Source organism: Sporosarcina sp. JAI121 (genome assembly GCF_013408665.1).
Lineage (GTDB): Bacteria > Bacillota > Bacilli > Bacillales_A > Planococcaceae > Sporosarcina.
This window is the reverse complement of sequence record NZ_JACCCL010000001.1, coordinates 1,492,836-1,519,479: the sequence shown is the minus strand read 5'-3', so window position 1 is coordinate 1,519,479 and position 26,644 is coordinate 1,492,836. Positions and strand designations below refer to the sequence as shown.

The 26,644-nt window shown below is 43.9% G+C and carries 30 protein-coding genes, 1 pseudogene and 1 other annotated feature; of the genes and pseudogenes, 10 read left to right on the top strand and 21 right to left on the bottom strand.

What is annotated here, in order from left to right; all coding sequences use genetic code 11:
• Nucleotides 1–179: 179 nt before the first annotated feature.
• On the bottom strand, nt 180–305 hold the full coding sequence (locus HDC33_RS07185; protein WP_179391790.1) for a DUF1659 domain-containing protein: 126 nt from the start codon (nt 303–305) through the stop codon (nt 180–182).
• A 136-nt stretch (nt 306–441) separates the two neighbouring features.
• Between HDC33_RS07185 and HDC33_RS07180 the strand changes: the two genes are divergently transcribed.
• A complete protein-coding gene (locus tag HDC33_RS07180; RefSeq protein ID WP_179392668.1) occupies nt 442–849 on the top strand; it encodes a DUF2621 domain-containing protein in 408 nt (135 codons plus the stop codon).
• A 23-nt stretch (nt 850–872) separates the two neighbouring features.
• Here HDC33_RS07180 and HDC33_RS07175 read toward each other — a convergent pair whose 3' ends face one another.
• The 5 genes from HDC33_RS07175 to HDC33_RS07155 all read right to left on the bottom strand — a co-directional run bounded on the left by HDC33_RS07175 (nt 873) and on the right by HDC33_RS07155 (nt 6,186).
• Nucleotides 873–1,397: a CcdC family protein gene (locus HDC33_RS07175; protein ID WP_179391789.1), complete on the bottom strand. Its 525-nt coding sequence runs from the start codon at nt 1,395–1,397 to the stop codon at nt 873–875.
• Nucleotides 1,394–1,702, bottom strand: coding sequence for a thioredoxin family protein (locus tag HDC33_RS07170; protein ID WP_179391788.1), 309 nt, complete (start codon nt 1,700–1,702; stop codon nt 1,394–1,396). Before HDC33_RS07170 ends, HDC33_RS07175 begins: the two co-directional genes overlap by 4 nt.
• Nucleotides 1,703–1,722: 20 nt before the next feature.
• Nucleotides 1,723–2,433: a cytochrome c biogenesis CcdA family protein gene (locus HDC33_RS07165; protein WP_179392667.1), complete on the bottom strand. Its 711-nt coding sequence runs from the start codon at nt 2,431–2,433 to the stop codon at nt 1,723–1,725.
• Between the two features lie 211 nt (nt 2,434–2,644).
• Entirely contained in the window at nt 2,645–4,432 is a 1,788-nt protein-coding gene (locus HDC33_RS07160; protein WP_179391787.1) for an ABC transporter ATP-binding protein, read from the bottom strand.
• Nucleotides 4,432–6,186 carry an ABC transporter ATP-binding protein gene (locus HDC33_RS07155; protein WP_179391786.1) on the bottom strand — a complete coding sequence of 585 codons (1,755 nt, stop codon included), beginning with the start codon at nt 6,184–6,186 and terminating at the stop codon, nt 4,432–4,434. The genes HDC33_RS07160 and HDC33_RS07155 overlap by 1 nt, the downstream gene beginning before the upstream one ends.
• A 189-nt stretch (nt 6,187–6,375) precedes the next feature.
• On the opposite strand from HDC33_RS07155, the gene HDC33_RS07150 reads away from it, so the two are divergent.
• Entirely contained in the window at nt 6,376–6,834 is a 459-nt protein-coding gene (locus HDC33_RS07150) for a DUF4362 domain-containing protein (protein WP_179391785.1), read from the top strand.
• 12 nt (nt 6,835–6,846) lie between these two features.
• Here the strand turns inward: HDC33_RS07150 and HDC33_RS07145 are convergent, their stop codons facing one another.
• From HDC33_RS07145 to HDC33_RS16810, 3 genes and pseudogenes are all read right to left on the bottom strand, one after another.
• On the bottom strand, nt 6,847–7,182 hold the full coding sequence (locus tag HDC33_RS07145; protein ID WP_179391784.1) for a YolD-like family protein: 336 nt from the start codon (nt 7,180–7,182) through the stop codon (nt 6,847–6,849).
• A gap of 301 nt (nt 7,183–7,483) precedes the next feature.
• Entirely contained in the window at nt 7,484–7,567 is an 84-nt protein-coding gene (locus HDC33_RS16540; RefSeq protein ID WP_370457455.1) for a putative holin-like toxin, read from the bottom strand.
• A gap of 193 nt (nt 7,568–7,760) precedes the next feature.
• Nucleotides 7,761–8,048: pseudogene (locus HDC33_RS16810) on the bottom strand (methylated-DNA--[protein]-cysteine S-methyltransferase); the annotation flags it as partial.
• 188 nt (nt 8,049–8,236) lie between these two features.
• Between HDC33_RS16810 and HDC33_RS07135 the strand changes: the two are divergent.
• Nucleotides 8,237–8,593, top strand: a complete 357-nt coding sequence (locus HDC33_RS07135) for a hypothetical protein (protein WP_179391783.1) — start codon at nt 8,237–8,239, stop codon at nt 8,591–8,593.
• Nucleotides 8,594–8,639: 46 nt separating this feature from the next.
• Here the strand turns inward: HDC33_RS07135 and HDC33_RS07130 are convergent, their stop codons facing one another.
• From HDC33_RS07130 to HDC33_RS07120, 3 genes are all read right to left on the bottom strand, one after another.
• A complete protein-coding gene (locus tag HDC33_RS07130; protein WP_179391782.1) occupies nt 8,640–9,893 on the bottom strand; it encodes a Y-family DNA polymerase in 1,254 nt (417 codons plus the stop codon).
• Between the two features lie 160 nt (nt 9,894–10,053).
• Nucleotides 10,054–10,806: an SDR family NAD(P)-dependent oxidoreductase gene (locus HDC33_RS07125; protein WP_179391781.1), complete on the bottom strand. Its 753-nt coding sequence runs from the start codon at nt 10,804–10,806 to the stop codon at nt 10,054–10,056.
• A complete protein-coding gene (locus tag HDC33_RS07120; protein ID WP_179391780.1) occupies nt 10,793–11,737 on the bottom strand; it encodes an MBL fold metallo-hydrolase in 945 nt (314 codons plus the stop codon). The genes HDC33_RS07125 and HDC33_RS07120 overlap by 14 nt, the downstream gene beginning before the upstream one ends.
• A gap of 173 nt (nt 11,738–11,910) precedes the next feature.
• Here HDC33_RS07120 and HDC33_RS07115 point away from each other — a divergent pair, with 173 nt between their 5' ends.
• The 5 genes from HDC33_RS07115 to namA all read left to right on the top strand — a co-directional run bounded on the left by HDC33_RS07115 (nt 11,911) and on the right by namA (nt 17,624).
• Complete coding sequence (locus HDC33_RS07115) at nt 11,911–13,059, top strand: SPFH domain-containing protein (protein ID WP_179391779.1); 1,149 nt, start codon at nt 11,911–11,913, stop codon at nt 13,057–13,059.
• Between the two features lie 19 nt (nt 13,060–13,078).
• Nucleotides 13,079–14,200: a Lar family restriction alleviation protein gene (locus HDC33_RS07110; RefSeq protein ID WP_179391778.1), complete on the top strand. Its 1,122-nt coding sequence runs from the start codon at nt 13,079–13,081 to the stop codon at nt 14,198–14,200.
• Between the two features lie 71 nt (nt 14,201–14,271).
• Nucleotides 14,272–14,486: a binding site (T-box leader), on the top strand.
• Between the two features lie 81 nt (nt 14,487–14,567).
• Nucleotides 14,568–15,377 carry a pyrroline-5-carboxylate reductase gene (gene proC / locus HDC33_RS07105; RefSeq protein WP_179391777.1) on the top strand — a complete coding sequence of 270 codons (810 nt, stop codon included), beginning with the start codon at nt 14,568–14,570 and terminating at the stop codon, nt 15,375–15,377.
• A gap of 574 nt (nt 15,378–15,951) precedes the next feature.
• Nucleotides 15,952–16,281 carry a DUF3889 domain-containing protein gene (locus HDC33_RS07100; protein ID WP_179391776.1) on the top strand — a complete coding sequence of 110 codons (330 nt, stop codon included), beginning with the start codon at nt 15,952–15,954 and terminating at the stop codon, nt 16,279–16,281.
• A gap of 323 nt (nt 16,282–16,604) precedes the next feature.
• Nucleotides 16,605–17,624: an NADPH dehydrogenase NamA gene (gene namA / locus HDC33_RS07095; RefSeq protein ID WP_179391775.1), complete on the top strand. Its 1,020-nt coding sequence runs from the start codon at nt 16,605–16,607 to the stop codon at nt 17,622–17,624.
• A gap of 107 nt (nt 17,625–17,731) precedes the next feature.
• Here the strand turns inward: namA and HDC33_RS07090 are convergent, their stop codons facing one another.
• On the bottom strand, nt 17,732–18,169 hold the full coding sequence (locus HDC33_RS07090) for a hypothetical protein (RefSeq protein ID WP_179391774.1): 438 nt from the start codon (nt 18,167–18,169) through the stop codon (nt 17,732–17,734).
• A gap of 237 nt (nt 18,170–18,406) precedes the next feature.
• Between HDC33_RS07090 and HDC33_RS07085 the strand changes: the two genes are divergently transcribed.
• A complete protein-coding gene (locus HDC33_RS07085) occupies nt 18,407–18,883 on the top strand; it encodes a YbaK/EbsC family protein (RefSeq protein WP_179392666.1) in 477 nt (158 codons plus the stop codon).
• A gap of 129 nt (nt 18,884–19,012) precedes the next feature.
• On the opposite strand, the gene rnz is transcribed toward HDC33_RS07085, so the two are convergent.
• The 6 genes from rnz to mce all read right to left on the bottom strand — a co-directional run bounded on the left by rnz (nt 19,013) and on the right by mce (nt 24,819).
• Nucleotides 19,013–19,951, bottom strand: a complete 939-nt coding sequence (rnz, locus tag HDC33_RS07080) for a ribonuclease Z (RefSeq protein WP_179391773.1) — start codon at nt 19,949–19,951, stop codon at nt 19,013–19,015.
• Nucleotides 19,952–19,967: 16 nt separating this feature from the next.
• Nucleotides 19,968–21,152, bottom strand: coding sequence for a DNA polymerase IV (locus HDC33_RS07075; RefSeq protein WP_255457312.1), 1,185 nt, complete (start codon nt 21,150–21,152; stop codon nt 19,968–19,970).
• Between the two features lie 73 nt (nt 21,153–21,225).
• A complete protein-coding gene (locus tag HDC33_RS07070) occupies nt 21,226–21,702 on the bottom strand; it encodes a chemotaxis protein CheW (RefSeq protein WP_179391771.1) in 477 nt (158 codons plus the stop codon).
• 15 nt (nt 21,703–21,717) lie between these two features.
• The gene (locus HDC33_RS07065) at nt 21,718–22,839 is read right to left on the bottom strand and encodes a M20/M25/M40 family metallo-hydrolase (RefSeq protein WP_179391770.1); all 1,122 of its coding nucleotides are present in this window, start codon (nt 22,837–22,839) and stop codon (nt 21,718–21,720) included.
• Between the two features lie 13 nt (nt 22,840–22,852).
• Nucleotides 22,853–24,400, bottom strand: coding sequence for an acyl-CoA carboxylase subunit beta (locus HDC33_RS07060; RefSeq protein WP_179391769.1), 1,548 nt, complete (start codon nt 24,398–24,400; stop codon nt 22,853–22,855).
• 8 nt (nt 24,401–24,408) lie between these two features.
• Complete coding sequence (gene mce, locus HDC33_RS07055; RefSeq protein WP_179391768.1) at nt 24,409–24,819, bottom strand: methylmalonyl-CoA epimerase; 411 nt, start codon at nt 24,817–24,819, stop codon at nt 24,409–24,411.
• Between the two features lie 109 nt (nt 24,820–24,928).
• Here mce and prli42 point away from each other — a divergent pair, with 109 nt between their 5' ends.
• Complete coding sequence (prli42, locus tag HDC33_RS07050) at nt 24,929–25,024, top strand: stressosome-associated protein Prli42 (protein ID WP_179391767.1); 96 nt, start codon at nt 24,929–24,931, stop codon at nt 25,022–25,024.
• Nucleotides 25,025–25,077: 53 nt separating this feature from the next.
• On the opposite strand, the gene HDC33_RS07045 is transcribed toward prli42, so the two are convergent.
• Entirely contained in the window at nt 25,078–25,518 is a 441-nt protein-coding gene (locus tag HDC33_RS07045) for a BrxA/BrxB family bacilliredoxin (protein WP_179391766.1), read from the bottom strand.
• A 66-nt stretch (nt 25,519–25,584) separates the two neighbouring features.
• Nucleotides 25,585–26,622, bottom strand: coding sequence for a methylmalonyl Co-A mutase-associated GTPase MeaB (gene meaB / locus HDC33_RS07040; protein WP_179392665.1), 1,038 nt, complete (start codon nt 26,620–26,622; stop codon nt 25,585–25,587).
• Between the last annotated feature and the right edge of the window lie 22 nt (nt 26,623–26,644).

The window sequence follows — 26,644 nt, the reverse complement described above, 5'->3', positions numbered from 1 at the left end:
ATTTTCCTCCACTACTCATTGATACGTCCATCATATCGGAAGTAATGGCTTCAAACAAGCATTGCGCTGATAGCTCCGATGTCAAACCCATGACGATTTTGTGAAGTTCACTTCACCTTTAATGACATCGTGGATGGTAACAAGTTTCGTTTCGAGCCGGTGCAAGAGATATGAATGATTCAAAATCTGACAATCTCCGTAATATTGCTGTATGTCTTCGACTTGCGGATCAGTTTGCCGTCCTCAGTCAAACCTCCATCAAAATATAACCGGCCGACTGCATTCTTAAATTCGATTATCACCATGTATCTCACCTCCTTTCCCCCTCTAGATAGAGTGAAAATGATGAAAGGGATTCATTGTCCGTGTATTTTTTTTCAGATGCTCTTATAATGGTGAATAGAATGGAAGAGGTGAAGTCTGTTGCAACAAGATTTATTTATGTGGTTCATTATATTTTGGTGTGTTGTCCTCATCGGACTTTTCGGCATTGGCGGCTTTTTCATGTTCAGGAAGTTTTTAAAAGTGTTTCCAAAAGCGGATGGAAAATCGACACTGGACTGGGAAGAGCACTATGTAGAGAGTTCTCTTCACCTTTGGAATGACCAAGCGAAACTGATGCTGAATGAGTTAGTCACACCAGTCCCGGAATTATTCCGTCCTGTAGCGAAACAAAAAATAGCGGGCAAAATTGGTGAAATTGCACTCGGCGAAAATGCGCGAAAAATTGATACCGATCTTATTATACGAGGGTATATACTAGCAACCCCGAAACGGGATCATAAATTTCTGCGCAAAAAACTGGCGGAAATGAAGATCGATGTAACACCATACGAGCATTTGTTTTAATACGAATAAAAAGGTGTCCGCAATTAAATGCGGACACCTTTTATTTCTATGTTTTCTTTAACTTTTTTGTATTTGATCAGCATACCTATCCGCCAAGGAATAATCATGCCAAATGCGAGAATCCAAAACATACCGCCCAGTTCCCCAACATCGATAGTACTGCTAAGAACCAGTTTCCCGATGAGACGGACAATAAGCAACCCGAGCAGGATGAACAGGAACGCCTTTGATCGTTTCATATAGATACCGCCATCTTTGCGTTCGAAATTCGTCGTTTTTATCAAGATGATTGAGAAGAGCATCCCGACAAAGAGGGCTTCAATCACTTGAGGCAACGGCACGCGGAATTCTTCAAATAAGAACATCAGCGCACCCGTAGACATAAAGAGAGGCGGTAAAATGATCTTCATAGGAGTAACGGGCCTTTTTGCGGCTTTTGTCCTTACGATCAGCGCCATCGTGCCCATGAATAGCGCAAGAACGGTCGAACCGATGATAAGGTAAACCGGAGGCAATTTTGTGAAAACAGTTTCGATCAATTCATTCATTGTATTTCCTCCAACCGACGTTTCAGTTCTTCCATTTGGACAAAACGTGCAAATCGCACATATTCTTTCCCTCCATGGAATAATAGGACGACAGGAGCCGTAAATAATGACAGCTGTCCCGCTATTTCCGGCACTTCCGCCACATTCACTTTATAAAAAGGGATTGTATAAAGTGCATTCAGTGCTTCCACTTGCGGATATAACCCTTCGCATACCGAACAATTATCGGTTTTCACGAAAAGAAGCAACTTGTTTTCCATTTCGATTATTTCGGTTAATTCCCCGAACGATGCAATTTGTTTCATTAGGTCCCTCCAAATTTCAGTCAGAAACCAGTAAAGTCCCCGAAAATCGGGCTAAGCAGGCTGATGATGTACGTCATGCCATCGAAAAACAACAGGATTCCAACCGCAATCATAATATATCCGCCTACTTTCATAATAACGCCGCTGGATTTCCGAATCCAACCGAGCCTTGTAATGAAGAATGACAGAATGAAGAAGGGAATCGCGAAGCCAAGGATATAGGATAGCATATATGTCATGCCCGATCCTGGATTTGCAGCAGACAACCCCATTATCGCTCCGATAATAGGTCCTGAACATGGCGTCCAACCTGCCGCAAATCCGAGTCCTATAAGCATCGAACCAAAATACCCGGAAGGTCTGTTTTTGAATTGCAGCCTTCTTTCCTTCATCAGAAACTGCGGTGTAAACAATCCCGCGATCATGACACCGAATAAGACAATGAATATGGCTCCCACCTGTCTTAGAATCTCCTGGTTTTGTATGAAGAAAGTTTCTAAAAACGATGTCCCGTAACCAAGTACGATGAAAATAATTGAAAATCCAATTAAAAAGAACAAAGTATGAAGCATGCCACTTCTGCTCATGCGTTTCGAATCCGATTTCAAATCATCCAATGACATGCCGGTAATATACGAAATGAATGCCGGGTATAACGGTAATGTGCACGGTGATATGAAACTTAGGAAACCAGCCCCGAAAGCGAGAAATAAATTTATATCTGTTGCCATCATTCTATTCTCTCCCTTTCAATTTTTCTTCCTCAATCGTAACAAAAGTAACATCAAAAGACGCTTAATTCGACTGTGAACAGTTTATGACATTTCACAGAACGCAGTCTGAAACCGCCGCGTCCTGCGGCAACGACTGCATGACCTACGTCCTGTAGGCCTAAAAACGGCCTGCACGTTCCCTGGTAGGTGTGTGCAAGCCGGCATTTCTTCAGATAACATCTTCTAAAATATTATTTTGAAGTAGATACATCTTATGGTAGAGCCCTTTTTGAACGAGCAGTTCCTGGTGTGTCCCTCGTTCGACAATTTCGCCTTTGTGGAGGACGAGAATCAGTTCCGCGTCTTGGATTGTACTCAGTCTGTGAGCAATCGCGATTGTTGTCCGGCCTTTCCTCATCTTCTCCAGGCTCGACTGGATAGCCACTTCCGTTTCAGTATCGATGTTGGCAGTCGCTTCATCTAGAACAAGAATTTTTGGGTTCGTCGCGATTGTTCGTGCGAACGCGACAAGTTGACGTTGACCACTTGAGAATGTGGAGCCCCGTTCCGTTACTTTTTGTGCGTATTTGTCCGGCAGCTTTTCAATGAATTCATTCGCCTGGACGAACTCGGCTGCCGCCCTCACTTCTTCAGATGTCATTTGTTTATCATGCAGGCGGATGTTGCTTTCGATATCTCCGTAGAATAGAAATGGATCTTGCAAGACAAGTCCTGTCTTCTTCCGCAGTTCCTCTTTTGGATATCCCTTCAGCGAAACGCCGTCGATGTAAATATCGCCGCGCTCGTATTCATAGAAACGCATTAACAAATTGATGATTGAGCTCTTCCCGCTGCCCGTATGACCAACAAGTGCCACTGTCTCACCCGCATTCGCCGTGAAGGAAATGTTTTTCAGAACGTCTGTCTCTCCATCATAAGAAAACGATACATCGCGGAATTCTATTTTTCCGTTTTGAATTTCAGCATTTTCATGATTTTGTTGTTCCGGTTCCATGTCCGGATCATCCATTAACTTAAATACACGCGATGCAGCCACCATTGCTTGTTGAAAAATGGATAACCGCTGCATCACCTGTTGCACGGGCTGGAATAAACGACCGATTAACGTCGTAAAGGCATATAGAATCCCCACCTCTACAGCACTTCCCAGTGATAGGAACCCGAAGTAACCAAGCACAAAAACGATTGCCCCGGCGTAAAGCAAATCGATTGCCGGGCCAAGCAGGATACCGTCAAATTTAATATTCCGCATGCCGGCACGGTAATGTTTTTCATTAATATCATCAAATTCGGCTTTCAAACGATTTTCCTGCCTAAATGCCTGAATCATTCCCATGCCGGATAAAGACTCAGCTATTTTAGCGTTGAGCTGACTCAACCGTTCACGTATATCTTGATAGAAATCAGCGCTATATCGTCTGTAAATGACAATCACTGTTAAAAACAGTGGCATTAACAGCATGGAAATCAATGCTAATTTTGCATCAAGTGAGAATAACGCAATATATACGCCCAGCAGAACGAATATGGCCTGTAAAAATGTCACTATTACACTGACGAACATTTCTTTAATTGCTTCCGTATCGTTCGTCACGCGTGAAACGATGCTTCCAGCTGGTGTTTTGTCGAAATAACGCATACCGAGCCCTTGCACTTTCGAAAATACGTCGATTCGCATTTGCTGAATGATTTGTAGAGCAATATCTTGGAAACGGATTAACTGGAAATAGGATACGACGACCATGAATACTTGAATTCCTATATAGACAATCGTGATATTCATGATGTCGCTTCTTGGGAAATTCATCGTAGCTAAATGGTTATCGATGAATCTTTGAATGATTAAAGGTCCTGCGATACTGCCCGTGACTGTCAAAACAAGTAGGATAAGGGCGATTAGTACGCTTTTTTTATGAGGAATGATATAACGCAACAATCTTTTTAAGACAACCCATTGATCCTTCGCTGTTAATTTCGGTTGTTTTGCCGTTGACATTATTCCTCGCCTCCCTGTTCGACAAGCACTTCTAATTGTTGCAGATCATACATCTCTTTATACTTTCCATCCATGTTGATTAACTCTTCATGTGTACCTGCTTCGACAATTGTTCCATCATGCATAACAACAATTTTATGAGCATGTTGGATGGCGCTTAATCGGTGCGACGTAATAATCGTCGTCTCGCCTGTACGTGTCTGTTTAAGTGATTGTAAAATCGCTTCTTCCGTTTTGGCATCAACGGCCGATAGGGAATCATCCAAAAGCAGTAATTCCGGTTCCATGATCAATGCGCGCGCAATGGAAATCCGCTGTTTTTGACCTCCGGATAACGATACCCCTCGTTCGCCGACAATTGTGCCATACCCCTCCGTAAAACCTGAAATGTCGTCATGGATGTGCGCGAGCCGTGCAGCTTCTTGAACTTTCTCCGGTGCGATTTTCGGATTTGTAAAAGCGATATTTTCTGCAAGTGTCGTCGAGAATAGGAAGTGGTCTTGCGGTACATAACCAATCGACTCCCTTAAACGTTGCTGTTTATATTGATTGATCGGATTGTCACCGTAGACGATGCTTCCTTTGTATCCTTCAAATTCTCTGAGCAGTAATTTCAGGATGGCTGTTTTGCCTGATCCCGTCTTCCCTACGATACCCATTGTTTCTCCCCGTTTTAACGAGAAGTGAACGTTGTGTAGCGCGGCGCGTTCATCGCCCGGAAATTTGAATTCGTCTATACCGAAATGCAAGTCGCCTTCCGGTCTTTTATCAATCGCACCAGGTAGGTCTTCAATTTCCGGTGCAACGGATAACAATTCCATAATCCTGCCGTAAGATGCATTTCCGCGCTCTACAATATTGAATAGGAAACCAAATGCAAGCATTGGCCAGACGAGAAGGCCCAGATATGTACTGAACGCTACCATGTCTCCGATTGACATGTCACCCGCAATGATGAATTTCGTACCGAAATAGAATGATAGAATGTATGAAATTGCAAATATTCCTGTAATCGTCGGATCGAATAATGCATCCACTTTAGCAACACCCATGTTTTTGTTGACTATATCCGTTGATTTGTTCTTGAAATCTTCAATATCTTCATCCTTCTGACCGAATGTTTTAATGACTTTGATTCCGGATATGCTTTCCTGTGTCTTGTCATTCAAACTCGAAAATGCTTCCTGGGCGAATCTGAATCGTTTGCGCAATAACTTCCCGTAATAGCTTGTCAGGAAGATCATGAATGGCAAAGGGATGAGTGCAATCAATGTTAATTTCCAATTGATGGTGATGGCCATCGTCAAAATGACGAACCCACCCGTTGAGATGGAATCGACGAGAGTCAGAATTCCCATACCCGCTGTTTGTTGTACAGCATTTATATCATTTGTCGCATGGGCCATTAAATCCCCAACACGCCTTTTTTGGTAAAATGCCGGAGACATTCTCGTAAAATGATTGAATAGTTTTTCACGCATCGTCCGGGATAACAGTACGGCTGAACCAAAAATCATGACACGCCAGTAATAACGCGCAATATACATTAGGATGCCTGCGACCGACAAGATAACGAGCCATTTTGTAAGTCCGTCAGCTGTCAATGAACCCTTTGTAATATCATCGACTATGATTCCAATGATTTTCGGTGGCAACAACTGTAGTATTGATACGAAAACAAGGCTTGCAATCCCCAACATATATTGCTTCTTCCGCTGTTTAAAAAACCAGCCCAGTTGTACTAATACCTTCACATGACTCCCCTACTTCTCTATAAACTCAGACCTTTGACTAGTTTAACAAAAGTCTGAACAATAGAATAGGTACGAGATTCAAATTATTCGGATGCCGAAGTAGGTTCAGTATGCAAATCGGGATAACGGATGCTGCTTCCTCATATAGTTTAAGGTGAAACTTCATCTGATTGTCTGGAGGGGAACAATATGAGGGCAGTAAAGAACAAATTCCTTTTAGTTTTCATTGTAGGAATGAGTGTAACATTCAATTCGGCCTGTTCGTATGACAGCGAAAAAGCGGTTCTCAATGGTGACGTCGTTAATATGCACGGGCCCGTCTATAACTATCCGGCCTTTGAAAATTTCCTGGAAAGCATGGAGATGAAGGAATCGGCTACAGTCCGTATTGCGAATTACACACTTGAAGGAGATCCGACCTTATACAATCTGTCCTTCGACGGCTCTTCACTTCACTTGGAGATTGACCGTTCAAAAAATAAAAATAAAGGGAATGAACCTGCAAAAACTAGCATGACTTGTACGGATCTTGTCGAAAAGGACGGCCAACAACTATTTGTCTACACGCTTGAAGGATGTAATTCGCCCGTTGAAAGTTTTACAATTTTAAATGTAGCGAAAGAGCATGTGGACGAACACGATCACTAACAATAGGAACCGCTAATCAAAACCAATCGTCTCAATCCCGACAACTGTGTTCAACGATATCTTCCGGACTTCCATTCCGGCTGTTATATAAATAAGTTGCAATCGATTGTCCAGTCTTTTTAAAATACCTATTGTATCAACGAGTGTTCCCTTTTCCCAATTCTTAATCCGAACTTCACATTGCGATTGATAAGCAATGTCCAACTGCTGCTGAAATTCTTGAAGGGTCCATTCGTCGATGTCCGGCTTTACTTCATAGTCATCTTCTCCTACCCAGTCTCGTAACTTTTCCAGGTGTTCGGTCAGCATCATCGCCGTCCATTTGATACGTCCGCGGTCCCGGTTCATGGATGTCACTTCCTTTCTAATCTTATAACAGTCAAAAAATCCCCCCTCACCGGAACGGTGCATACGCTCCCCTTTACATCAGGATTGAGCTTTAGAACATTGAACAGTTTACTTCAACCAACGCAATGCACTTGAAAATCCGAAGTGTACGACGTATAATATCGGTAAAGCGACATATAGTAAAAAAAACCGTTTGATGTGCAACCACCAAACGGTCTTTTAATAAAATAGTATCGCTTCAAAGGCGATCAGCAAACTCGACAGAATAATCCGCTCATTTGCTTGGAGGCTCAAGGGCGGATTATTTCTTTTGTGATAATGCGATTACAGCAACAATCAGACTAGCGAAGCTAATCATGAGGACGATTGCTTGAAATACGCTCACGTACAACACCCCCTTCCGCCATGGAATATACCGTGACTGGAACAAGTAACAGGAGTGCTGACCACCCTTGAATCCCTATACTATTATCCTCTCATTATACCACACGCACGTTCTATTTTGTACATCTAAATCATGATCTATCCCCCCCGAAACATTATGATTTCATCCCATTTCGCTACTAAAATGCTCCTTATCAACCTCGACTTAAATCATTTCCTTGCAAATAATCCCTCTCATGCTGAGGTAGCCATTCCCTTCTCCACAATCCACCTGCATAACCTGTTCATTTTCCGTTCGAACTGATAATTCGATGACTAGGAATATACGATACTTAGCTTATTTCTCCATTTACAGTTCCTACTACCCTGACGGCTTTTTCATTCCCAATTGAAACAGCAATATCTTTATATGATTCAGTTTCAGCGTAATGTATTCGAATTAAAGCGTTCTACACTGTTTGTTGAAAATTTGTATCTTCAAATTATTGAACAGACGGCTTCATCTGTACCCACTATTTCTATAGTTCCGAAGGAAGTGGCATATTTATTAGTGGGGCTGGGGATGTAGGCGGTCGACTTATAATCGAGACGTACGGAATCGGTGCTCGGGGATTTAACGTATATGCTGGAAGTGTAAAACAATGCGGAATTTAAACGAATTGTTACGCATGTGAATGCTGCCGATGGTATTCAAATCAGTCAACCTGTAGGAACGTTAGTCGTACACGAAGATATAGAAAATTTTGGAGATGAAGCTGAATCCTTAGTAAAGGGAGTCATCACGCAACTATCTGCCGACGGATTAAGTGTCAAAGAAGGCGGTACAATCGATACCGTTGAAATCGGTGGAAGAATTGTTACAAACGGGAAAAATGTTCGAAGCCTTCACGTACAAGGCAAAATAAATACAATTGCTGTTAAGGGAGGCATATTCTCGATAGGACCTAAATCGAAGGCAGTTTTAATTGAAAATGGAAGCGTTTCGTTAAACGGTATAGAAATAGTTGAACGAGCAACAAAAAGTTGATCTATCTAACTAAAGATCCCTTCTATATTTGAACATGATGCCAAGACTATGTCTTATGCCCCCCGGTCAGCTTCGCCCGTTCAACAGCCGTCCCGGCTTCTGTATAAGACACCGCACGCAAAACAGCATTCGAGCCATACTTTTTCCGGAGCGAATCAACCACCCCACCCAGTTGCCGAGTGCGCCATCTATCTTCATCGAAGAAACTGAGCTGCATGGAATGCTCTTCTTCCAAATTCGTCAGACTGATTGACAGACGCCGAACTGGACGACCATCATGGAATTCATCGAACAATTTCGTACACATCCGGTAGATTTTCATTGTATCATTCGTCGCTTCGCTCAGTGAACGTGAACGGCCGAAACCGCCGCCAAGTGTCTGTTTCGAATAGCCAATAGACAAATGGACGGTGCGTCCCGCCCTTCCCGCTTCTCTCGCCCGCATCGCGACATCTTCACACATTTCAAGAACAATAGTGAGCACATCTTCCCGTAAAGTGTAATCACGGTAGAGAATCTGCCCCTTTCCGTAGCTGACCTGCCCTTCTATGAGTGGTGCTCCCATGTCGGACAAATCGATGCCATGCGCGTGGTAATACAATTGATTACCCATGACGCCTAACTTCTTTTCAAGTCTTTCGAGAGATGCATGTGCAAGATCGCCAACTGAGAACAACCCCATGCCATTCAATGTCTTTTCAAGTCGGCTGCCGATCCCCCACATGCGGCTGAGTGGTGCGACCGGCCATAACTTGGCAGGTACATCCTCGTACATCCAATGAGCGACACCTGTTTTTTTCGCTTCAATGTCCAGTGCGAGTTTCGCCAGCAGCATATTTGGTCCGATACCGCATGCAGATGGCAATTGGAACTGAGTTTCGAGATCATCCTGTATCCTTCTTACCGTCTCATCCACCGATCCCCATAGCCGTTCCGTCCCACTGAGGTCAATGAAACTTTCATCAATGCTGTACACATGAATTGCCTCTTTTGGAACATAACTGTTTAGCAACCGAGTAATTTCCATCGACACATCGATATAAAACCCCATCTTGGGCTCGATAAGGTGGATAGCGGGATCATCCGGGATTTCAAACAGCCGCATACCAGTCCGCACACCGAATTGTTTCTTCAGTGACGGAGACGCAGCGAGAACGATGCCACCTTTGCGTTCTTTATTGCCGACGATGGCAATCGGTACCTTCATGACGTCGAGCCCTTCGATTGCGGCAGCGCAACTGGCGTAAAAGCTACGCATATCAAAGCATACGATTTTCCGGTTCGGCAAATGTTCATACATGTGAAACTCCTCCCTTTACGGAACGTTTGTTCTTATTTGTATTATAGCTCTAGCAGCTACATAGATACAATGGAATCTTTATGCAGATAGACCTTTCAATCTTTATTGGATACGACAAAAAACCGGCAGTTACGCCGGTCCCTACAAGATGGAATTCATTTTATTTCTTCATAAAATACTTACGCCCTAACCGTTCGACAAGCGTCGGCGCGAGTGCATGAAGTTTGCTTGTAATGCCCATATACCACGGTAAATTCACGTCACGAACCGGTTTTCCCACTGTATTAATCACCGAATCGACAACTGTTTCCACGGTCAATAAATGCTTGCCAAGCGACGTACGATAAATACCTGTTTCATCCGCTAAATCCAGAAACGGCGTGTCGATTGGACCCGGATTAATAGTCGTGACATGGATGCCGAATGGAGCTACCTCCATGCGAAGCGCATTCGTATAGCCTATGATTGCATGCTTGGACGCCGCGTAGACGGACGCTTTCGGTGTCGCCACTTTCCCGGCTTGTGAACCGAGATAAATCAGATGACCGCTGCGGCGGTCGATCATTCCGGGTAACAGAAGTTTCGTCAATTGCATCGGTCCTATGACATTGATAGCCATCATGGCCTCTATCGCCTCATCGGGGGTCTCATGTGCACGTTCGAATGTGCCGACGCCCGCCGAAAAGACGACAGCATCGAGTAAACCGACCTTTGCCACCAACTGCTCAACGTCTTCTTTTTTTGACAAATCCGCAGATACCGCATGCGCACCTTCACTTTTGAGCTCCTTTAAAACAGCGGGCGTCCTGCCTGTTGCCCACACTTCATATCCTTCTGCCAACAGTCTTTTCGTCAACGCATATCCAACCCCGCTCGTCGCTCCCGTTACAAGAATCGATTTACGCTTGTTCATAGTGGAGGACGCCGCCTTCATCCCGTGTTTCACGGATTAGCCCTTCTTCAAAAAGGTAATCTGTTTGACCAATCGTTTCGGAAAGCGTAAGTCCAAGCTCTTTTTCATAAACAGCCGGAAACAGTTCGCGGGTCAATTCAAAAATCGTCCGAGAGCCTTCGTCCATCATCGCAAGCACTTTCATAGCCCGATCATGCTGCTTCTCGAGCCGATTTTCAATAAGTCCATGAGCATTCCGCACTTCGTTGCCGTGTCCGCTATAGATAAGATCGACCGGCAATGTAAGGAGCCGTTTCAAGGAATTATTATACTGCAGTAAAGATCGCGGGCGCCCCTGCTGGGGATCTAGCGGCGGTTCAATGAGCGGGTTTGAAGACACTTTTTCAAGCACTAAGTCTCCGCCAATCATTGTTCGATTCTCTTCATTCCATAACACAATATGGCTTTGTGCATGACCTGGGGTTTCCATTACGGTCCAACCGGGATGCCCGGGCAATGCATCTTCTTCAGCAAGCGTCATATCGAGTGGACGTTCTCCCATGTAGGAAACAGATCGTTTCATCTTCTTAACCCAGCCAAGGTACTGTTCCGGTACGCCTTCTTCGATAAGACAGTCGAGATAAAACGCATCATGATAGCGGAAAAAAGCTTCATCCCGTTTCAACCATAAATCATTGTACGTGTGGCCAAGAACTTTCGCATTATCAAATGCATCAATCCAGCCGGCATGGTCTGGATGATGATGCGTCAAAATGACTTGTTCAATATCATTGAATGAATAACCGGCTTCCTTGATGCCCTGTTTCAATGCTTCATATGCATCGGGGGTTTTCGGTCCCGCATCGACGAGCGACAGTGTATCACCTTTTACAAGAAAAGCATTTACATCGCCGACCGCGAATGGTGTTGGTATAACAATCTTCTGTATCATATGAAAAATCCCCTTTATATAAATGAATGAGTATTCAGTACATTGTACCTTTTTTTACTAGAAGACGTCACCTTTTTAATCAATTCTCTACCAAGAAGTTTAAAATGGTATAATGGCATTATCTGTTGTCGAATTTATTTATCTGAATACGGAACTACTAGGAGGTTGTATACATGGGTTTATTCGGATTTTTTAAGAGTCAATTTATCGAAGTCATTGAATGGACAGACCAGAATGCGAATACAATGGTTTACCGTTTTCCCGTTCAAAACAACGAAATCAAAATGGGGGCAGAGTTAACCGTTCGGGAATCACAAGTGGCAATTTTCGTCAACGAAGGCGAAATCGCGGATGTATTCGGACCGGGACGTCATCTATTATACACACAAAACATGCCAATTCTAACAAAATTGAAATCATGGAAACATGGCTTCAACTCCCCTTTTAAAGCGGAAGTCTATTTTGTGAATACGAAGCAATTCATCAACCAAAAATGGGGCACTTCGAACCCGATCATGATGCGCGATTCCGAGTTTGGCGTCATTCGTTTACGAGGCTATGGTATTTACTCGTATCGGATTTCCAAACCAACCGTGTTCTTAAAAGAACTGTTCGGCACGAATGCATCCTATGACACGAGCAGCATTGAAGGCCAGTTGAAAAAGATGGTGCTGTCGGGACTTACAGATCTCTTTGCCGAATCGAATATCGCTGCTCTGGATCTGGCGATGAACTACGATGAATTAAGTGAAAAAGGCAAAGAGAAGATGGAACAACGATTCAGTACATTCGGATTTGAAATCACTTCCCTGTACATTGAAAATTTATCTCTGCCCGAAGAAGTGGAAAAAGTGTTGGATCGCAAAACATCCATGGGTGTTCTCGGAGACATGAATCAGTATCAGCAATACCAGGCTGCAGAGGCCATCAGGGAAGCTGCGCAAAATGAAGGCGGCGGATTAGCAGGAGCCGGTGCAGGAATTGGAGCAGGGGCTGCACTTGGAAGTGTCATGGCGAATGCCTTACAAAACAACCAGCAACAAAAAAATCTTCCTTCAACTCCGCAACCAGAAAAAATGACTTGTCCTCATTGTCAGGCACTCATTAATCCAGGCGCGAAGTTTTGTGGCGATTGTGGCAAAACAGTTCAAAAGCAAAAGGTACCATGCGTCAGCTGTCAGGCAGCAATAAATGCAGAGGCCAAATTCTGCGGGGAATGTGGCGCAAAACAAATGACCGAAAAAACATGTACGAAATGCGGCAAGGGTAATGGTCCCAATGCGAAGTTCTGCGGCGACTGCGGCGATAGTCTGCAACAGTGATCGATAAAGAGGTGTTCATATGACAGATTTAGACAAGGATAAGCAGACTGAAACAACAAAAGTTGAACAGACAGAAGTGAATAATTGTTCTTCCTGTGGCGGTAATACCATGTTTGAACCAGCAAGCGGAACCCTTAAATGCCCATTTTGCGGCAGCGAAAAGGAAATTGAGAAATCGCGCAAAAACACGATTGAACATGATTTCCTGCAGGCCCTTGAAAAAGAAGACTACAGTTGGGATGAAGAAAAACGTGTTTTCAAATGTAAAAACTGTGGTGCCGAAACACTTTTGGATACAGACAAAGTAGCAGATTTCTGCTCATTTTGCGGTTCGTCGCATATTGCGATAACCGATAACCACGCTGGCATCAAACCGGCATTGGTCCTTCCCTTCCAGATCACCAAAGAAGAGGCCGTCAACAAATTTAAGGCATGGATGAAAAAGAGATATTTTGCTCCTTCCAAGCTGGTCCAATCTTATAAATTAGACCATTTGGCTGGTGCTTATATTCCTTACTGGACGTTCGACTCCCAGACGGATTCATCTTTCATCGTACAGATTGGAACGTATTATTACGTCACAGTAACGCGTACAGTAGTTGAAGACGGTAAGCCCAGACAAGTAACGGAGCAAGTCCGAAAAATCAGGTGGCATACGGAACACGGCCGTTATAGCAAATTCTTTGATGATGTATTGGTGAAAGCTTCACGTAATGTCGCCAGCGGATTGATTGATAAAGTTGAACCTTTCCATTTGAATGGGCTTGTCGATTATAAAATGGAGTATTTATCGGGTTTCTTGGCGGAGAAGTATTCGATTCCGTTGAAGGATGGATGGAATGATGCCAAAGCTGTCATAGACGACGGAATTACAAATGGAATATACGGACAAGTATATGGCGATGTTGTCAATATCGTGAGCGTCTCCACAGACTATGACAACATTACATACAAACATATCCTATTGCCTTTATGGATTTCCTCGTTTCAGTTCAACAATAAGGTCTATCGCTTCCTCGTCAATGGACAGACCGGCAAAGTAAGTGGAAAATCTCCTGTGAGTGCCGTGAAAGTATCGCTGGTTGCAGGACTGGCCATCGCCATTATTATGCTGATTCTATTTTTCGCTGAAATGGTATGACGGTGGTTCTTGAAGAATTAGAAAGTTGACTTTCTTCAGACCGCGTGCAATAATCGGACTAATTCAAGTACATACAGGCTTTGACGAAGACGAGTAGTTGCGGAAATGGAGAACAGAAAATGTGGTCACCGGCTGAAAGCCACATCCCCCTCTCCCGCTTCGAACCTCCTTCCGAGCTGCCGTGGAAACACGGGCGTGCCTTTCGCGTTAAGAAAGAACGAGATGTACCGGCATAATGCCGGTAAATTTAGGTGGTACCGCGGAAACATGCGTTTTCGTCCTTATTAGTAGGGACGGGAGCGCATGTTTTTTTGTGTCCGTTCAAGATACTTAGGCTTTTAGTTGCGAAAAGAAAGGGGTAATGTAAATGAAAACGATTGTATTTATAGGTGCCGGATCGATGGCAGAAGCTGTTATCGCAGGAATTGTAAAACAAGGTGCTGTAGAACCTCATCATGTTTTCGTCATGAACAGATCGGATGATGAAAGACTAATTTCATTACAAAATAAATACGGTGTATCCATTGTCTGCAAGAAAAAAGAGGCGCTGAAAAATGCGGACCTTATTGTTCTTGCGACGAAACCGAAAGACATCCATCAGGCGATGACGGATACCCTTCCCTATTTGGCCGGTAGAACAGCAGTTTTGTCGGTCATTGCAGGTGTCTCAATACAGACAATTGAAAACGGCCTCGGCGCAAGGCCCATCGCGCGATCGATGCCTAACACCTCTGCCACAATCGGCAAATCAGCCAGTGGAATTGCGTGGAATCAAGCGATTAACGAAGAGATGAAAAAACATATCCTTGGTCTCCTGGAATCAGTCGGTATGGTGAAAGAAGTCGAGGAAGATGACTTACATGCAGTCACCGCTCTGTCCGGCAGCGGACCTGCGTATGTCTATTATTTAGCGGAAGCGCTTGAAGAAGCGGCAATCGGCAAAGGACTTTCGAAAGAAGTTGCGCGCGCGCTAATCATTCAAACACTTGAAGGAGCAGCGGCGATGTTGAAACAGACGGGTACGGAACCGGCGGAATTGCGTGAAAATGTGACAAGTCCAGGCGGCACGACGGCGGCAGGTTTAAATGCACTGAAGGATGGTCTGTTCAAAGAAACGATTGCGAATTGTATTGGAAAGGCGGAGGCGCGTTCACGGGAGCTAGGAGCGGGGTCTTGAAGCTACTCATTGTTCGATAAAAAATGGAACACAAAACTCGAGTAATAGTTCACTTTTTTAAAAATGCGCCTATTATTCGAGTTAGCGTTCAAATTACCCGCCTAGAAGGACAATGATGGTCTTGCCTATAAAAAAACAGCTGACATGCATGTGATCGTTTGAGAAAATTTTAGCGTCTAGGACTAGTTTTGGAATAAATCATAGCCCAAAAGTGGTTAATAATAAATTAACTGTCTGCCAAACCGCCTCTGACCAATGATACCTGTCAGGTTGCTGGTCGAGTATTATAGGGCTTCCCATCTGCCTCAACCTCCAGAGCCGCGATACCAAGCCATTCCATACTGTTTAATTTCCAATGCTAACTGTTCTTTTCCTATGATGTATGATTCAATATCATACTGTTTTTTCAATTTGAGAGGCATTTAGGTCCTCTGGGCATGCTTCGATTTATCTTATGGAATGCTACTTTTATTATGGTCTAAATGGTGTGGTGGTTTTTTTCATAAATTCTTATTCGATATAGGATGATTTTAAGCAAATTACTCATCCTATAGAAAAGGAGCTGAGATCAATTATGCGAAAATCATTTATTGCACTTGGAATTTTCATTGCAATTAATTCAGCACTAACACATATTCCACCTATTGCTCATGCACAACAAGAAATTCCATCCTATGCTAAGTGGAGTAAACTCGCTATAAAAGAGATACAATCAAAATATCCCAATGCGAATATTATTGACTATCTACATGAAGGTAGCGAAACTAAAGGGGATTCAACAATTGAAAAGTTTAAGCTATGGTTAAAAGATGGTGACAACGAATTCGGCGTTTTTGTAAGAATTGAGTTTACTACTGAAACTGAAAAAGTGGTTAATATCGAACTTCAGGAAACCTCCAGATAAGCCATAACAGTTGAGGTAAAATACGCTCAATAGTTCCATTTTGTCTCATTGATCAAACGTTGACCAATTTTTAGGATTAGTACATTTGAAAATCATTAAGCACTTAGAACAAGTAATTTATACAGAGTCGTCTTTTCAGGTTCATCAGGATATTAAATCGTACGGCTCTGTTCATCATTGTTTTTCTAAAGTAATAGAAGAAACTCGGAGTAAACGATGAGTGTAAACCCGAGCAAGTACAGAACTACATAAGCCGCAACTACTGCCTTGTGTTTCCCCCTTTGCTATACTTATCGTGTAAAGCATTTAGGGAGGGCGAAAACATGTCAAAGTTATTTGAACCATTTACAATCCGCGATGTTGAATTTAAAAACCGCATCGTTATGTCGCCGATGTGTATGTATTCGAGTCATAATGAAGACGGGATGATTGAGGATTGGCATAAGACTCATTACACCACACGCGCAGTCGGTCAAGTTGGCCTTATTATCGTTGAAGCGACAGCCGTACAACCCGCGGGACGTATTTCCGCACAGGATCTTGGCATCTGGAGCGATGACCATATTGATGGATTAGCAGAAGTTGTCCGCCTCATGCAGCAACATGGCGCGAAAACAGGTATCCAGCTCGCACATGCCGGACGGAAAGCGACAGTCGACGGTGATATTTATGCACCATCCGCAATTGCTTTCGACGATAAATATAAAACGCCTGTCGAAATGACGAAAGATGATATAAAAACGACTGTACAAGCATTCAAAGAAGGCGCTATTCGTGCGAAGAAAGCCGGATTCGACGTTATCGAACTGCACGGTGCACACGGCTATCTCATTAATGAATTCTTGTCGCCCCTATCGAATAAACGGACGGATGAATACGGCGGCTCCGCGGAAAATCGCTATCGATTATTACGTGAAACCATCGACGAAGTACGCACCGTATGGGAAGGTCCCCTTTTCGTCCGTCTATCCGCAAATGACTACATTGACGGCGGTATGACACCAGAAGCGTACGTCGAAATGGCGAAGTGGATGAAAGAGCAGGGCGTCGATCTGATCGATGTCAGTTCTGGAGCGGTTGTTCCAGCGGCGATTGATGCATTCCCTGGCTATCAAGTGAAATTTTCGGAAACAATTAAAGTCGGTGCCAATATATTAACAGGCGCGGTGGGTATGATCACGACAGGTATCCAAGCGGAAGAAATATTGAAAAACGACCGCGCCGATATGATTTTGCTTGCCCGTGAATTATTGCGTGATCCCTACTGGGCATATACTGCAGCGAAAGAGCTCCGGGTGGAGATTCAGTCGCCGAAACAATATGAGCGGGGCTGGATGTTTTAACTATTAAATAATTGGAAACCCGCGAAGAAATTTCCTCTTTCGCGGGTTTCCTTTATCCACTAATAGATAGGTTAAACATTACCGATAATTCTTTCGCAAATTTAAAATCACTTGCCTTTATTATACAATTCAAACGATTCTTCAAATGTATCCCATTTAATCGTTACTTTGATTATTTCATCTGCATTTACTTTTGCCCCAGTTGAGCTGCCCTTGGTAATAAAAATTGCTTCTTTAGAAGTATCATTGAACTGCATTGTGCCACTTCCACCACCGGCCGTTGTTTCATAAGCATATTCCAGGTTTTTCGTCGTTGATATGTCTTTTATATCCCCTTTGTACTTTATTACTAATGTATAATTATTCTCATTGGAGTAAGTGGTTCTTTTCTCTCTTTCATTCCATATCTCTGTTCCGTTAAAAGTATATTCACTTTCCCAATGTTCACCTTCTCCTATAAATGAGTATTCATAGTTGAGAGTTTTTTTATTTGAACAAGCTGTTAAAATTACGATTGAAATTAAAACGATGAATAATTTTTTCACATAATTTCCCCTTTCTATTTTACTATCGGATTTTTCTTTTATTACAGTAAGATATTCTTTAAAAAGTAAACGATTACCTTCTTTCCTAAGCGTAATTGAATACGTTTAAAAACAAGTAACGACTTTTCGAATTTCTGAAAAATTGAATGAAGAAAATATAGCTTTGTAGTATATTGAATATTGAATGAAATGGTATTTATTAAATTACATCGAAGGCTAATAGGAGGAGTTGGATTGATGCAAAGCTTAACAGCAAGTGCTCAGCAAGTGCAGGAAAAATTGCTGGAATTGGCCCATCCGAATGAAGTGGTAAAATTGACAGACAGTGCCCGAACCGCCCAAGAAGCGGCAGATACCTTAGAGTGCAATGTGGCACAAATTGCCAAATCAATTATTTTCAAACTAAAAAGTACAAATCAGCCGTTATTAGTTGTCGCAAGCGGAATCAATCGTATTAATGAGGAAATAATTGCCCAAAAACTTAATGTTAAATTAGGAAAAGCAGATGCAGATTTTGTCCGTGAATCTACAGGCTTTGTTATTGGCGGGGTTCCACCATTAGGGCATAAGAACCCGGTGCAGACCTTAATCGATGAAGATCTTTTCAAATATGAAACGATCTGGGCTGCTGCCGGACATCCAAAAGCCGTGTTCCAATTAACACCGGATGAATTGGAGAAAATGACGAAGGGACAAGTTATTTCTGTGAAATGATGATTTATAAAACGCTAAACCCGATTCTTCCCATAAATAAGGAGAATCGGGTTTTTAATTAAATATCCGCTGTTTTGTTGAATGTATCAATTTGCACGCTAATATATCTTTATGATTAGAACTATAGTTTCATCCTCGAATAACTTCGCCGTTCTTCCATTCAAATCGTGAAAAATCTTCCGCGATATGAAGTGACGGAAAAATCGCCTCTCCTTGTTTCTGCAATTGGGCTACGTCGCTTGGCATGAAACGGGCACTAATATGATTAGCAATAAGTGTTGTCGCTCTCGCTTGCTTCGCTACGCGTGCTGCGTCACCAATCGTTGAATGACCGTACTCTTTCGCCAAGTTTCCTGTTTCCATATCAAACGTCGCTTCGTGGACTAGAATATCCACGTCTTGCGCCAATTCAACTGCAGAGCCGCAATAGCTTGTATCGCCGAGAATGGCGACCGTAAATCCTTCTTGCGGTTCACCGGTAACGGCCGAACTAAGAACGATTCGTCCATCTTCTAGCTCGATATCTTCTCCATCCTTCAGTTGTTTCAGCAGTGGACCATTCGGTACCCCCGCTTCTTTCGCTTTGTCGATAAGCAATTTACCCGGCAGTGGTTTTTGCTCAATACGATAGCCTAAGCACGGAATGATATGCTGTAAGCTTTTTGCAGTGACAAGATAGTCATCGTCTTCAAAGACCACGCCTTCACCGATTTCATGGACAAGCAATTCATAATTTAAATGTGTATTTGTAATGCGCAACGTGGTTTTAAGCCATTCATTCAACCCTGTAGGACCGTAAACTTCAAGTTGCTCCTCGCCGCCAAGGAATGATCGTGAGCCGATTAAACCAGGCAATCCAAATATATGATCGCCGTGTAAATGTGTGATGAATATCTTACTGATTTTTCGTGGTTTCAGAGATGTATGTAGTATCTGGTGCTGCGTCGCTTCCCCGCAATCGAACAACCAGTACCCTTCTCCTTCAGCGGACAAATTCAAAACGACAGATGACGTGTTACGCATTTTGGATGGCATACCTGCTCCTGTTCCTAAAAACTGCAGTTCCATAACGGAAAACCTCCTTTTAAGTTATACCCCGCTTCACTGACCCGGGACCAAATTTTTTCTCCAGCTTGGAAAGCAGAGCATCCATCGTCTCTTCTTTCGCATGCTTTTCAAAGTTGTAAATCGATAGCTGTTCATGCAGTTCATTCATTAAAACTACATTGGAAACGGTAATACCGAGAAGACGGACTGGTTCACCGTCCCAATGCCTTGTGAATAGATCTGCGGCTTCTTTGTAAATATCCTGTTCCTTATAAAGGGGATTAAGGACAGTCCGGCTACGCGATTGATTGCGCCAGTCGGCTGTACGAATCTGGATCATGACGACCGTGCCTGCCAGTTGTCGGACATCAAGTCGTGCCGCAACTTTGTTTGCGAGCCATTCGAAAACTTTCAGACATTCATCCAAATCCGTTTCGTCCACTGGCAAAGTCGTTGAACTGCCAACACTTTTTCGTTCTTCGGCAGCCTCGGGATCTACCAGTCGGTCATCAATGCCATTCGCCCGTTTGTGGAGTCTGACGCCATGTTTTCCAAAAGAAGATTTAATGATATTTTCATCTGTGTTTGCCAGATCACCTATCGTAAAAATCTTTAAGGCCTGCATCTTTTTCTCTGTACTTTCCCCGATACCGTGCATTTCGATAATCGGTAGAGGCCATAGAATCGATTCAACTTCCCTCTTCCTTAATATCGTGATGCCCATCGGTTTTTTCATATCTGATGCCGTCTTCGCTAGAAACTTGTTCGGCGCAATACCAATTGAACAAGGCAAATCGAGCTCCTGTAAAATACGCTGTTGCATGCCGGATGCAATTTTCATCGCATTGGTCAATCCGCCAATCGCAGTAATATCGATATAGGCCTCATCTATTGACACTGGTTCCACAAGGTCCGTATATGTCCGCAGCAAATCAAAAACGGCAGACGAAGCGGTTCGATACTTTTCAAAGTCCGGCGGGACAATTACAAGATCCGGGCAAAGCCGTTTCGCTTCACCAACAGTCATCGTCGTATAAATGCCGAGGGCTCTCGCTTCATAGGAGCATGTCACAAGAATGCCCCTCCGCGCTTTTGGATTGCCCGCAACAGCCATTGGGATACCTTTTAAGGAAGGGTCATGCGCCTGTTCGACGGAAGCGAAAAAACTATTCATATCTAGATGAAGGATGACTTTCGCTCTGGATTCACTAACCGCTGTCAAGACACTTCCTCCTATTCCACTTTTCTTGATTATAATGCAAAAACCGGACAGATGACACTGCCCGGTTTCCACATTATTTTTCTTGTACAAGTTGTGTTTCCACATACTCGCCGATTTCATCCATCCCAACAAGTGTTTGAGATAATATCATTGGATCGACGACAGTAATCATTCGGTTTTCCAAATTTGCGACCGTCGTGAAATACGGTGTTCTTGAATATGCCATGAGGCCAGACGAGGTCAAAGCACGCTCTGGAATATCAAGAATCTCTTTTGCATCGAGAACGAGAAGACCGATGAATAAACTTCCGGTCTGAACAACTACGACACGCGCCTCTTCACGTCCTTTTGCACTTCTATCGTATAAAATCTGTTCAAAGTCCAGAATCGGAACAAGTTCGCCACGAATCCGCATGAGTCCGAGCATATAATTCGGGAGATGAGGAATCGGATTCACTTGTTCAAGTCGCTCGATTGATACGACTACATCAACAGAAATCGCATATTCCTCGTTACCGCATTGGACAATGACTGCTTTCAAATCACTCATACCATAGGCCTCCTTTTAGTCATTCGCTGTGACACGGACGATTTCAAGCAGGAGTTCCGTCAGTTTATTCAATTCATCAACAGGCATACGTTCGTTTTTCGTATGGATTTCTTCGTAACCGACAGATAGTGTGACCGTCGGGATACCGGCGCCGTTGAAAATATTGCCATCACTTCCGCCACCGCTCGTCATCAGTTCAGGAATCAGTCCGATGTTTTTGATGGCTTTCATAGCAGTTTGGACAACTTCCGCATCTTCTTCAAAGCTGAAGCCTGGATACATGAGCTGAACTTCCGTTTCGGCTTTTCCGCCCATCAGTTCAGCAGTCCGTTCGAATGTGCGAACCATATGTTCTGTCTGTTCATTTAACTTTTCCTGATTGATGGAGCGTGCTTCAGCTAAAATATGCACTTCATCACAGACAATGTTCGTCGCTTGTCCACCTTCAAAACGCCCGATGTTAGCTGTTGTTTCCGAGTCAATTCGACCGAGTGACATGGCTGCAATCGATTTAGCGGCGATATTGATGGCAGAAACCCCTTTTTCAGGTGCAACACCGGCATGTGCTGTTTTACCATGGATTGTCGTCCATAATTTTGCCTGATAGGGAGCAGCAGTTACGATACCACCCACCTTTTGATCGCTGTCAACAGCATAGCCGTATTTCGCTGTGATCAAAGACGCATCCATTTCTTTTGCCCCGACAAGTCCGCTTTCTTCTCCTGCTGTGATGATGAACTGGATATCGCCATGCGGTTGGCCGCTTTCTTTCAATGTACGTGCCATTTCAAATAGTGCTGCAATTCCTGCTTTATCATCTGCACCTAGAATTGTCGTGCCGTCTGAATAAACGTATCCGTCATCACGCAGTTCCGGTTTAATGCTTTGTCCCGGAACGACTGTGTCCATATGACATGTAAAATAGATTGAGTCGATTCCAGCGCCAGTCCCTTTCATTGTCGCGATAAGGTTACCTGCACCATGTCCAGTACGATCATCGGAATCATCTTCCTCGACATCAAAACCAAGTGCTTCCATTTTTAATGTTAGCGCATCCGCAATCGCCCGTTCGTTTTTTGTTTCCGAGTCGATTTGCACAAGTTCTAAAAACTCATCAAGTAGTCTTTGTTTATTCAAGTAGAGCATCCCCTTATAACGGTATATTACCGTGTTTCTTCTTTGGTCTGGTTTCTGTTTTGTTTCGCATCATGTCGAGTGCTTGTAAAAGTTTAACGCGTGTTTCGCGTGGGTCGATTACGTCATCGACCATGCCGTGTGATGCTGCAACATAAGGATTCGAGAATTTCTCACGATACTCTTCAATCTTTTCCGCACGCATCGCTTCTGGGTCATCGCTATTTGCGATTTCTCTAGCAAAAATGATATTCGCTGCGCCTTGTGCCCCCATAACCGCTATTTCGGCGTTCGGCCAAGCGTAAACGACATCGGCACCAATTGACTTAGAATTCAATGCGACATATGCTCCGCCAAATGCTTTTCGAAGGATAACGGTTATTTTTGGTACCGTCGCTTCCGAATAAGCATACAAGATTTTTGCCCCGTGGCGGATTATACCACCGTGCTCCTGTTTAATGCCTGGGAAAAAGCCCGTTACATCTTCAAATGTAATGATTGGAATATTGAAAGAATCACAGAAGCGGATAAAGCGCGCGATTTTGTCGGATGAATCAATATCAAGTCCGCCTGCCATCACTTTCGGCTGGTTACAAACAAGACCGACCGGCTCACCTTTCATTCGCGCTAACCCGACAACAGCATTCTTCGCAAATTCGGCTTGAACTTCCATGAAGGAATCTGTATCAACAACTTGCTCAATGACCTTTCGCACATCGTAAGGACGGATTGTTTCATACGGCACGATATCCGCCAAATCCGGGCGATAATCGTCTTCTTCATTATAATCTGCAACTGGTGGTTTTTCATTATTATTCTGCGGTAAATAAGCAAGCAATTTCCGGACACTCTCGAGAACTGTCTTTTCGTCTTTACCGCGGAAATGTGCGTTACCGCTAATCGTGTTATGTACTTTCGAACCGCCGAGATCTTCGGAAGAAATCTTCTCCCCGGTAACAGTCTCAATCACTTTCGGTCCCGTGATGAACATCTGGCTCGTTTCATCCGTCATGAATACGAAGTCGGTGATGGCTGGTGAATAAACAGCACCACCTGCGCAAGGCCCGAGAATAACCGAAATTTGCGGTATGACTCCTGAAAAAATAGCGTTACGGTAGAAGATTTCACCGTAGCCATCAAGAGAGACAACACCTTCTTGGATCCGGGCTCCGCCCGAATCGTTCAATCCGATGAATGGGGCACCGTTTTTGGCAGCGAGATCCATTACATTGGCGATTTTCATCGCATGCATTTCCCCTAGCGCTCCTCCGAAAACAGTAAAGTCCTGAGAAAATAAATAGATTGGTCTGCCGTTCACTTTTCCATAACCTGTGACAACGCCATCTCCTGGTCCCACTTGCTTGTCCATTCCGAAATCGCGTGTCCGATGTACGACAAATGGATTCAATTCAACAAATGAGTCCGGATCCAGAAGCAGATCGATTCGTTCTCTCGCCGTCAACTTCCCTTTTTCATGTTGTTTAGCGATTCGCTCGTCTCCGCCGCCAAGTTCGATGACTCTCTTTCTATCATACAATTCATTTATTTTATCGTAAATATCCATCTTTTCAGTCAGTCCCCTTTGCCGCTTTTATCGCATAGTTCATATAACACACCAAATGATGATCTAGGGTGAAGGAATGCCACTTCTGCTCCCCCGGCACCCGGTTTCGGTTCTTCTTGCAATAGCTGTACACCTTTTTCACGCAGTTCAGTCATCCTGGTTCGTATATCTGTTACCCCGAAAGCAATGTGATGAACACCTTCACCGCGCTTTTCAATGAATTTTGCAATTGGACCATTTTCCCCTAAAGGTTCCAATAGCTCAAGCTTGATATTTCCAGCGTCAATGAACGCGACGCGCACGTTCTGACTTGCGACTTCTTCGATTGCCAAAAGTGTAAGTCCGAGTGTATGTATGTAATAGTCTATTGAGGTTTCGATACTTTTTACAGCAATCCCTATATGATCTACTTTTTGCATGACGACTCCCCCCTTCCTATTTTCCATTTTACCTTATTGAACAGCTATATGTTGTGAAATCTGCAATTTCTGTTAAAATAGAGTTATAAAGCTTAAGGAGTTTTGACTGATGAGCAATCGTAAAGTACAGAAAGTCGTCGTCCTTTTAATGGTTGGGGCAATGCTTGCTTCAAGTGTCATGTTCGGCCTTAGTATGATTATGTAAAATAAAAAAGAGTCTGTCAGTGCTAAAGATGCACTGACGGACTCTTTTTCTTATTATAACTCTTCGCAGTATTCCTCGAATTGGCTTTGTAAGTTAGTGACGACGGACATTGGATCGTGTCCTTCGATTTCATAACGCCCGACTTCTGCAACGAGCTTGCCGTCTTTCAGAAGTGCAAATGATGGTGAAGAAGGCAAATGATCTTCTCCGAAAAGCATGCGCGCTTGCGCTGTCGCTTCTTTGTCCTGACCCGCGAACACAGTTACCAAGTGGTCTGGACGTTTGTCATAATGCACTGCATGCGCAGCCGCTGGACGTGCGATGCCACCTGCGCAACCGCAAACCGAGTTCACCATAACAAGAGTCGTACCCGGACGTTTAAATGCATCTTCCACAAGTTCAGGCGTTGTCAGCTGCTCGTACCCGCTAGCTTCCATCTCTGAACGTGCTTGTCTAAGGATGTCATTCATATAAAGATCAAAATTCATATTCATAATTAATCAAACCCCTTTCTATTTACTTCTTCATCATAGCAGGAGAGATCGTTTCCTGCAAAATGTCTACCTCCCGAACAATCTTTCAACAGCTCCCGTAACGGTCAAACTTCCACCGAGCAAGGCTTTCTCAAGTTCTATGACTTCTTCTTTCCTACCAGGCTCTGCGAAAAAGGTGTCAATGAGACGGTCTTTAATCATCGAATGGAACCAGTCTTTCGTTTGGGATTGTCTGCGACCATTCCAGAATCCGTCATCTTCCATTGTCTCTTTAAAGGACAATATCGTTTTCCAGACTTCTTCAAGCCCGGTATTTTTAATCGAAGAAACAGGAAGTGCCGTTGATGTCCAGCCGGGCGATGCAGGCTGCAGGAGATGTAGCAATTGACGATATTCCCTGACTGTCTTATTCGCTAGCCTCAAATTGTCGCCGTCGGCTTTATGGACGACGACGCCGTCTGCAAGCTCCATGATTCCTTTTTTCATTCCCTGCAGTTCATCCCCCGCACCGGTCAGGACGAGCAGCATAAAATAATCGACCATGCCCCGAACGACGGTTTCACTTTGCCCCACACCGACCGTTTCAATTAAGATGACATCATAGCCGGATGCTTCACAAAGCAACATCGTTTCACGCGACTTTTTATGAACGCCTCCGAGTGTCCCCGCTGATGGCGAGGGCCGAATGAATGCATTCGGATGTCTTGCAAGCTCCTCCATCCTAGTTTTATCGCCAAGGATGCTGCCGCCCGTTACAGTTGAACTCGGATCGATAGCGAGGACCGCCACTTTATGGCCCGCTTCAGCGAGCATTAGTCCGAATGCTTCGATAAACGTGCTTTTCCCCGCACCTGGGACACCCGTGATGCCGATCCGTATGCTGTTGCCGGTTCTCGGCAGCAGGTTGAGCAGAAGTTGCTGACCCGCTACTCTGTCTTCCGGTATGATGCTTTCAAGAAGCGTTATACTCTTTGCCAAATAGAGCCGCGAACCGGTTGTTATCTTTTCCGTCAGTTCTTCAACCGGAATTTTGCGTGTTTTTTTTACAAATCGTTTCCGCGCCGCTGCTGCCATGCCGTCATGCGACGAGTTGATACCGCCCATCACATTCAGCGCACTGTCATCA

Excerpts from the sequence above, each read along its gene's own strand:
- prli42 (WP_179391767.1), top strand. The coding sequence starts at position 24,929 with ATGAGCAATCGTAAAGTACAGAAAGTCGTCGTCCTTTTAATGGTTGGG.
- HDC33_RS07100 (WP_179391776.1), top strand. The coding sequence starts at position 15,952 with ATGCGAAAATCATTTATTGCACTTGGAATTTTCATTGCAATTAATTCA.
- HDC33_RS07060 (WP_179391769.1), bottom strand. The coding sequence starts at position 24,400 with ATGGATATTTACGATAAAATAAATGAATTGTATGATAGAAAGAGAGTC.
- proC (WP_179391777.1), top strand. The coding sequence starts at position 14,568 with ATGAAAACGATTGTATTTATAGGTGCCGGATCGATGGCAGAAGCTGTT.
- HDC33_RS07170 (WP_179391788.1), bottom strand. The coding sequence starts at position 1,702 with ATGAAACAAATTGCATCGTTCGGGGAATTAACCGAAATAATCGAAATG.
- HDC33_RS07125 (WP_179391781.1), bottom strand. The coding sequence starts at position 10,806 with ATGAACAAGCGTAAATCGATTCTTGTAACGGGAGCGACGAGCGGGGTT.
- namA (WP_179391775.1), top strand. The coding sequence starts at position 16,605 with ATGTCAAAGTTATTTGAACCATTTACAATCCGCGATGTTGAATTTAAA.
- HDC33_RS07130 (WP_179391782.1), bottom strand. The coding sequence starts at position 9,893 with ATGTATGAACATTTGCCGAACCGGAAAATCGTATGCTTTGATATGCGT.
- HDC33_RS07115 (WP_179391779.1), top strand. The coding sequence starts at position 11,911 with ATGGGTTTATTCGGATTTTTTAAGAGTCAATTTATCGAAGTCATTGAA.
- HDC33_RS07165 (WP_179392667.1), bottom strand. The coding sequence starts at position 2,433 with ATGGCAACAGATATAAATTTATTTCTCGCTTTCGGGGCTGGTTTCCTA.
- HDC33_RS07045 (WP_179391766.1), bottom strand. The coding sequence starts at position 25,518 with ATGAATATGAATTTTGATCTTTATATGAATGACATCCTTAGACAAGCA.
- meaB (WP_179392665.1), bottom strand. The coding sequence starts at position 26,622 with ATGGGCGGTATCAACTCGTCGCATGACGGCATGGCAGCAGCGGCGCGG.
- HDC33_RS07150 (WP_179391785.1), top strand. The coding sequence starts at position 6,376 with ATGAGGGCAGTAAAGAACAAATTCCTTTTAGTTTTCATTGTAGGAATG.
- HDC33_RS07180 (WP_179392668.1), top strand. The coding sequence starts at position 442 with ATGTGGTTCATTATATTTTGGTGTGTTGTCCTCATCGGACTTTTCGGC.
- rnz (WP_179391773.1), bottom strand. The coding sequence starts at position 19,951 with ATGGAACTGCAGTTTTTAGGAACAGGAGCAGGTATGCCATCCAAAATG.
- mce (WP_179391768.1), bottom strand. The coding sequence starts at position 24,819 with ATGCAAAAAGTAGATCATATAGGGATTGCTGTAAAAAGTATCGAAACC.
- HDC33_RS07085 (WP_179392666.1), top strand. The coding sequence starts at position 18,407 with ATGCAAAGCTTAACAGCAAGTGCTCAGCAAGTGCAGGAAAAATTGCTG.
- HDC33_RS07175 (WP_179391789.1), bottom strand. The coding sequence starts at position 1,397 with ATGAATGAATTGATCGAAACTGTTTTCACAAAATTGCCTCCGGTTTAC.
- HDC33_RS07070 (WP_179391771.1), bottom strand. The coding sequence starts at position 21,702 with ATGAGTGATTTGAAAGCAGTCATTGTCCAATGCGGTAACGAGGAATAT.
- HDC33_RS07185 (WP_179391790.1), bottom strand. The coding sequence starts at position 305 with ATGGTGATAATCGAATTTAAGAATGCAGTCGGCCGGTTATATTTTGAT.
- HDC33_RS07145 (WP_179391784.1), bottom strand. The coding sequence starts at position 7,182 with ATGAACCGGGACCGCGGACGTATCAAATGGACGGCGATGATGCTGACC.
- HDC33_RS07160 (WP_179391787.1), bottom strand. The coding sequence starts at position 4,432 with ATGTCAACGGCAAAACAACCGAAATTAACAGCGAAGGATCAATGGGTT.
- HDC33_RS07120 (WP_179391780.1), bottom strand. The coding sequence starts at position 11,737 with ATGATACAGAAGATTGTTATACCAACACCATTCGCGGTCGGCGATGTA.
- HDC33_RS07110 (WP_179391778.1), top strand. The coding sequence starts at position 13,079 with ATGACAGATTTAGACAAGGATAAGCAGACTGAAACAACAAAAGTTGAA.